The sequence below is a fragment of the Actinobaculum sp. oral taxon 183 str. F0552 genome, from assembly GCF_000466165.1.
Lineage (GTDB): Bacteria > Actinomycetota > Actinomycetes > Actinomycetales > Actinomycetaceae > Peptidiphaga.
This window is the reverse complement of record NZ_KE951460.1, coordinates 1-5,113: the sequence shown is the minus strand read 5'-3', so window position 1 is coordinate 5,113 and position 5,113 is coordinate 1. Positions and strand designations below refer to the sequence as shown.

Genomic DNA, 5,113 nt, shown 5'->3' with positions numbered 1-5,113 from the left:
GGCGATCGGCAGCGCGTGCGCCGGCGCGGCCTGCGCGGCGGCCGCGATCGCCGGCGGGCTGGAGGCCGCCGACTCCCTGGCCATGGGCGCGGGCATAGCCATGGTCGGCCTCTGTTCGGCCTCCTCGGCCCTCGTCGTGACCGCGGTCGCGCCGTCGGCCCGAGGGGCCACAGCCGGCGGCATGACGCTCCTCCTCGTCTGGTTCTCCATCCGGGGCCTGGCGCTCATGCGCGAATCGGCGGGTTTCCTCTCTTGGGCGACTCCGTTCGGCCTGGCTCAGGAGATGCGCCCCTGGGCGGGCGTGAGATGGGGGCCCTTCGCCGTCGGCGTCGCCGCGGCCGCAGCCGTCGGAGCCTTAGGTCTGCTGCTGCACTCCGGCAGGCAGTGGGGTGCGGGGCGGTTCGGCGCCTTCCTGTCCGCGGGGAGGGGGCGTGCGTGCTCCGGCCCGAACGGGCTCGTCGCGACGGCGATGGGCGCCACCCGCGGGATGCGCCGCTGGTGGCTCGCGTGCGGCCTGGCCTTCGGCCTCCTCTACGGCGCCCTCACCGTGGGCATCCGGGACTCGCTGGACGCCGTCCCGTCGCTGTTCGAAGGCCGCCTCCTCATGGCGAAACTGGCCGAGTCGGGCCTGACCGTCGAGAACTTCCTGAAAGCGATCCTCGTCTACGGCGGCTACATGGTCGGCGCATGCGCGGTGTCCATCGCCCTGGCCGGCCTGCGGGACGAGGAGTCGGGCCGGCTCGGGCGGCTTCTCGCCGCCCCGGTCGGCCGCGGCCGGTGGATGGCCGCCCAGGCGGCGGCGGTGCTGGCCGGCAGCGGGGCCCTCGTGGTCGCCGCTGTCGCCGGCCTGGTCGCGACCGCGATCCCGGTCGTCCTCGTCGACGAACTCCCCGAAGCCAGCGACCCGTGGGGCCTGGCCTGGCGCGTCGCGCTCGCGGCGGCTGCGCTCTGGCCGGCCGCCCTGCTGCACGGGGGCGTCGTCTTCGCCGCGCACGGATGGATGCCGCGTGCGGCCAGGGCGGTCTCCTGGGGCGTCCTCGTGGCCGCGCTGCTCCTGGCCGTGTCCAGCATGCTCGTCGACGTTCCCAGGTGGCTCGCCGGCCTTTCGCCGTACGCGCACCAGCCCGACGTGCTGGGGGCCGAGACGGCCGGAGGGACGTGGACCGGCCCGGCCGTGTGCCTGGCGCTGGCCGCGATCCTCACGTTCGTCGGCGCGCGGGGCCTCTCCCGCCGCGACTTGATGGCCTAAAGGCTGCCCTGATGGCGTGAGCGGATCGGCGTCCCGATAAGTCCGGGACGCTTTCCGCTCCGAAATCTCCCGGCGTGTATGTTTGGCGGAATCTCAACGGTGAGGAACCGCCTTTTCGCACCACCCGGCAGGTTGCCGCCGGAGGTGTGGCTCGAGCGTGTGCGGACAGGGTTGACTCGATCAATCGGGATTTGATCCGTTCCCTCGAATCGCACATCCGCGGAGTGACGAACAGCGGAACAGTCGTGTTGGTCCAGGCATTGGAACAGCTTATGCCGTCGCTGCAGGGCTTGTGCGCGGATCTCGCCGCCTACGGCGAGTGGCTGGTGAATGTGGATCGGATCGCGGCGGAAGTCGAACGCGAGGTGTCGTCGTCCTTCGCCGAGATCGCCGCCATCATGGGAGGTTCGTCAGGACATGGCAAACCGCGCATTCGTCTTCCACCTGGAGGACGCCCAGGCCGTCGAGTCCGCGCTGAGGAAGGCGGCCGATGACCTTCGCAGAGAGGTAGAGGACGCTCGCAAGGACATTTCCGGCTTGGTCTCGGGCTGGAGCCTCGGTTGGGCGTCCCGGCAGGCGCAGATCGAATCCGACGGGATGATCGACGATCAGGCCGGGGAGTTGGCCTCTGCCCTCCGGAAAGCCGAGGCTGCGATGAAGAGGATCGCCAGACTCGCCCACGAGGCCGAAGTCAAGAACGTCGCCATCCTCGACTGAGACGACCGCACACCCACCGCTATCGAACCCCGGAAAAAGCCCCGCCATGCCCTCCTACGATTTCGAAGTCGACATCAGATCCCTGATCCTGGCCGCCCAGACGGCGGCCAAACTGGTGAAACTGGCGGAGGACAAGGACGTCCTCGTCGAGGACGAACCCGGCACGCAGCATCCCGGCAGGCAGTGTGAACTCATCGACGTCGCCAGCCGCCACGACCGCGCCCAGCACGCGCATTACGCTCACCCCTCCCACGCTCACGCCGGGAACGCCCATGCGGAGCACGCCCACGGTTCTTCGCATGGGCATTCCGATGAGGCGCATGGTTCCTTGCACGCTCACACTGATGGGCAGGCAAGAGGATCGGACGGCTTCGCACCCTCCGGCCACACCGCCGGCGACGGCGGACGCGGTTCCGGCCATGCGGGGAACCATAGCCCCTCTGCATCGCATCGGCCTGCCGGTCACGACGGTGCCGGCCGCAGCTCTTCCGATCATCAGGCCGGCGAGTCCAGCCACGCAACCGGAGGGAAGGGCGACGGCGGCCATGGAACAGTCCAGCACAGCAGCGGGGAGGCATCTACTCATAACGGCGGCCGCAGCGGGCACACTGACCACACGAAGCATACGAGTGGTTCGGGTGATGGCCGGTACCCGAACGGCGACGGCTCCTCCACCTGCGACGACCACGGTCAAGGCGGCCACCAGGGTGACCACGGAGGCAGTAGCGAGCATGCAAGCCGCGGCCATGATGGACATGCACACCGTCGCGATGAGGAGTCACATCCAAAAGATGCTTCAGCAGATGCCCAGCCGCAAGATGGGACGCGTGCAGGTAGGAGCCCCGAGGACTTTGACAAAGACGGCGACAGTCGTCACACTGGAGAGCAAAACAAGAAGATCATCATGATCATAATGAACGTGACGATCATAACGAAGACGCCTTTTCGAAAGAACCTAAAAGAAAGGTGTGGACATATAAAGAAAAAATTGATTATTTAAATAATCTTGATGTATATCGACGAACTCCTTACTCGGAAGCTTTGCGTTACCAGCATAAAGTTTTGGGGACACCTGATGAAGCGGAAATTGTGGGTGGCGGAACGAAAGTATCGGCAAATCATGCATCTATGAAAAAGAAATAGTTGTTGCATAGAAAACAAAACATTCTGGAGAAGAAAATAAAACAATGCACGAAGGAAATGCCCCGGAGTTTATAATAAGTAAAACTCGCGATGAATTCGGAAGATATAAGTAGATCATAGAATCAGAGGATAATCCCGTAGAAAAATTAACTATTGTTACAAACACGAAAAGAACAAAAGAATTTTTGTTAGAATTCGTCACAAATATATTCGAAGCGAATAAAAATTTCCAAATCATTCTAATAAAATGAAAAGAAAATTAATGAGTAAGACAATATTTAACCTGCAAATAACGGCATACTTATTACTTCAGAAATGTTTCTTCATGATGTCGAAAAATATTGGAACGAAATAGATATAAAAACCTATTCTAAGATCGATAGAAATTATGTGGATATTTCTGTATATCTATACAATAGGGGCAATTTGATTCTTTGTTTAAATCATTTTCGAGATAGTAAAATGATTTCATGTGAAGGCGATATGCGAGAAGTCCTTAATACTGCTTTGTGGATCCGTCCTCTTCTTCCGGAAAATGTTCCAATTTGGATGGCTGATGGAGATTTTAATGCATATGTTATAATTAATTATGGTATAAAGTATGTAGATGTTATGAATAGTTGGTTTGATCATTCTAAACGTGATCCATTCGAAGAATATCCCGAATACTTCGGATCCGATTAGCGTGCCCTTCCCGCGTCGAAACCGTTGGGATCCTGATTGCGCGGGGAGAACCGGACCGTGCGCCAGCCGACTTGTGCCTGGAACGCAGCGGGAAAGGGCGAACGCGCGGGACGGATCGGGCGCCTTCGGGGCAGGGGGAGCGCGTGCCGGACGCCTCATGCCGTGTGCTGGGCGCCTCACGGAGCCACGCATTGCGTGGATGTGCAAGGCAATATCTCTCTGAAATCGAGTGTATTACGTCACATTGACGTGTGGGCCTTGCTTAAATATGCGTGGCGTGTATTAAAGTGTGCGGAACAAGTGGAGTCACCCATCCATTTGGAGCCACGATTAAGTCAGAAGAAATTATTATTACTATAAAATAGTTCTAAAAGAACAGGCTTCTGACATTCAATTCGCAAACATTCAGCGGATAGTCATACATAAATCACACGTAAATATGGGCAAAATGTAAAACTAATTTGCCATTGATTTACACAACCGAATCTCGTTCCGGCTGGATGACGCGTTCATCGGCTCAGAACGGGGAGGGGAAGGGAGTGTACGATGGATTTGAGGCTTTTCGCCATCGATGTGGTGGCGATCGGAATTTTAGCGTTCGCCTTGTATGTGCCGCGTCATCGCCGCAAGGACCTGGCGGTGGCGCTGGTGGGAGTGAACGTCGGCGTGCTGGCGGTGACGACGGCCCTGTCCACCGCGACGGTGGGCGCGGGCCTGGGCCTGGGCCTGTTCGGCGTTCTGTCGATCATCCGGCTCCGGTCCACGGAACTGTCGCAGGTCGAGGTCGCCTATTATTTCGCGGCCCTGGCCATCGGGCTGATCGGAGGCCTGTCCGGAATCAGGATAGCGGCGGGGGCCGGGCTGATCGGCTCGATCGTACTCGTGCTCGCGGTCGCGGATTCGGCCAGGATCATGAGCCGATCGCGGCACATGACCATGGTGGTGGACCGGGCCCTGCCGGACACGGAGGATCTGGCCGCCTACATCCGCCGGAGCACCAGCCTGGAGGTCGGCGAAGTCAGCATCATCAAACTCGACTACGTCAACGATTCCACCTATGTCGACCTCCGCTATTCGGAGACCCGGCAAGATCAGCAAGATCAGACGGAGGCTCGCCGGGATCAGACCACGAAGGCGTGGAGGCTGAAGAGGAAGCGAGTCCGCACGACCCAGGGCCACCGCATGATGCAGGACGGTCAGACGACGCAGGATCGCCGCGCGGCCCAGGGTGAACGCACGGCTCAGACGCGAGGCGGCCGCGCGGTGGGGCAGGCCGGCTACCCGGCGCAGGCCCAGCCCGGCCGCGGCGCCGGCGAAGGC

General features: G+C 60.6%; 5 protein-coding genes. All 5 read left to right on the top strand.

Annotated elements, in window-relative coordinates:
- Nucleotides 1-1,249: hypothetical protein (locus tag HMPREF0043_RS11555; RefSeq protein ID WP_021602569.1), on the top strand; the 1,249-nt coding region annotated here is incomplete at its 5' end.
- A gap of 417 nt (nt 1,250-1,666) precedes the next feature.
- Nucleotides 1,667-1,966, top strand: a complete 300-nt coding sequence (locus HMPREF0043_RS10320) for a hypothetical protein (RefSeq protein ID WP_021602568.1) — start codon at nt 1,667-1,669, stop codon at nt 1,964-1,966.
- A 46-nt stretch (nt 1,967-2,012) separates the two neighbouring features.
- Nucleotides 2,013-2,966 carry a hypothetical protein gene (locus HMPREF0043_RS11780; protein WP_021602567.1) on the top strand — a complete coding sequence of 318 codons (954 nt, stop codon included), beginning with the start codon at nt 2,013-2,015 and terminating at the stop codon, nt 2,964-2,966.
- Nucleotides 2,967-3,424: 458 nt separating this feature from the next.
- Nucleotides 3,425-3,793, top strand: a complete 369-nt coding sequence (locus tag HMPREF0043_RS11160) for a hypothetical protein (protein ID WP_021602566.1) — start codon at nt 3,425-3,427, stop codon at nt 3,791-3,793.
- Nucleotides 3,794-4,402: 609 nt separating this feature from the next.
- Nucleotides 4,403-5,113, top strand: a 711-nt coding sequence (locus HMPREF0043_RS08210) for a DUF4956 domain-containing protein (RefSeq protein ID WP_232206093.1), incomplete at its 3' end; no start/stop codon positions are given.

Bases quoted from the DNA above. Each gene is read 5' to 3' on its own strand.
- HMPREF0043_RS10320 (WP_021602568.1), top strand. From the start codon at position 1,667: ATGGCAAACCGCGCATTCGTCTTCCACCTGGAGGACGCCCAGGCCGTC.
- HMPREF0043_RS11780 (WP_021602567.1), top strand. From the start codon at position 2,013: ATGCCCTCCTACGATTTCGAAGTCGACATCAGATCCCTGATCCTGGCC.
- HMPREF0043_RS11160 (WP_021602566.1), top strand. From the start codon at position 3,425: ATGTTTCTTCATGATGTCGAAAAATATTGGAACGAAATAGATATAAAA.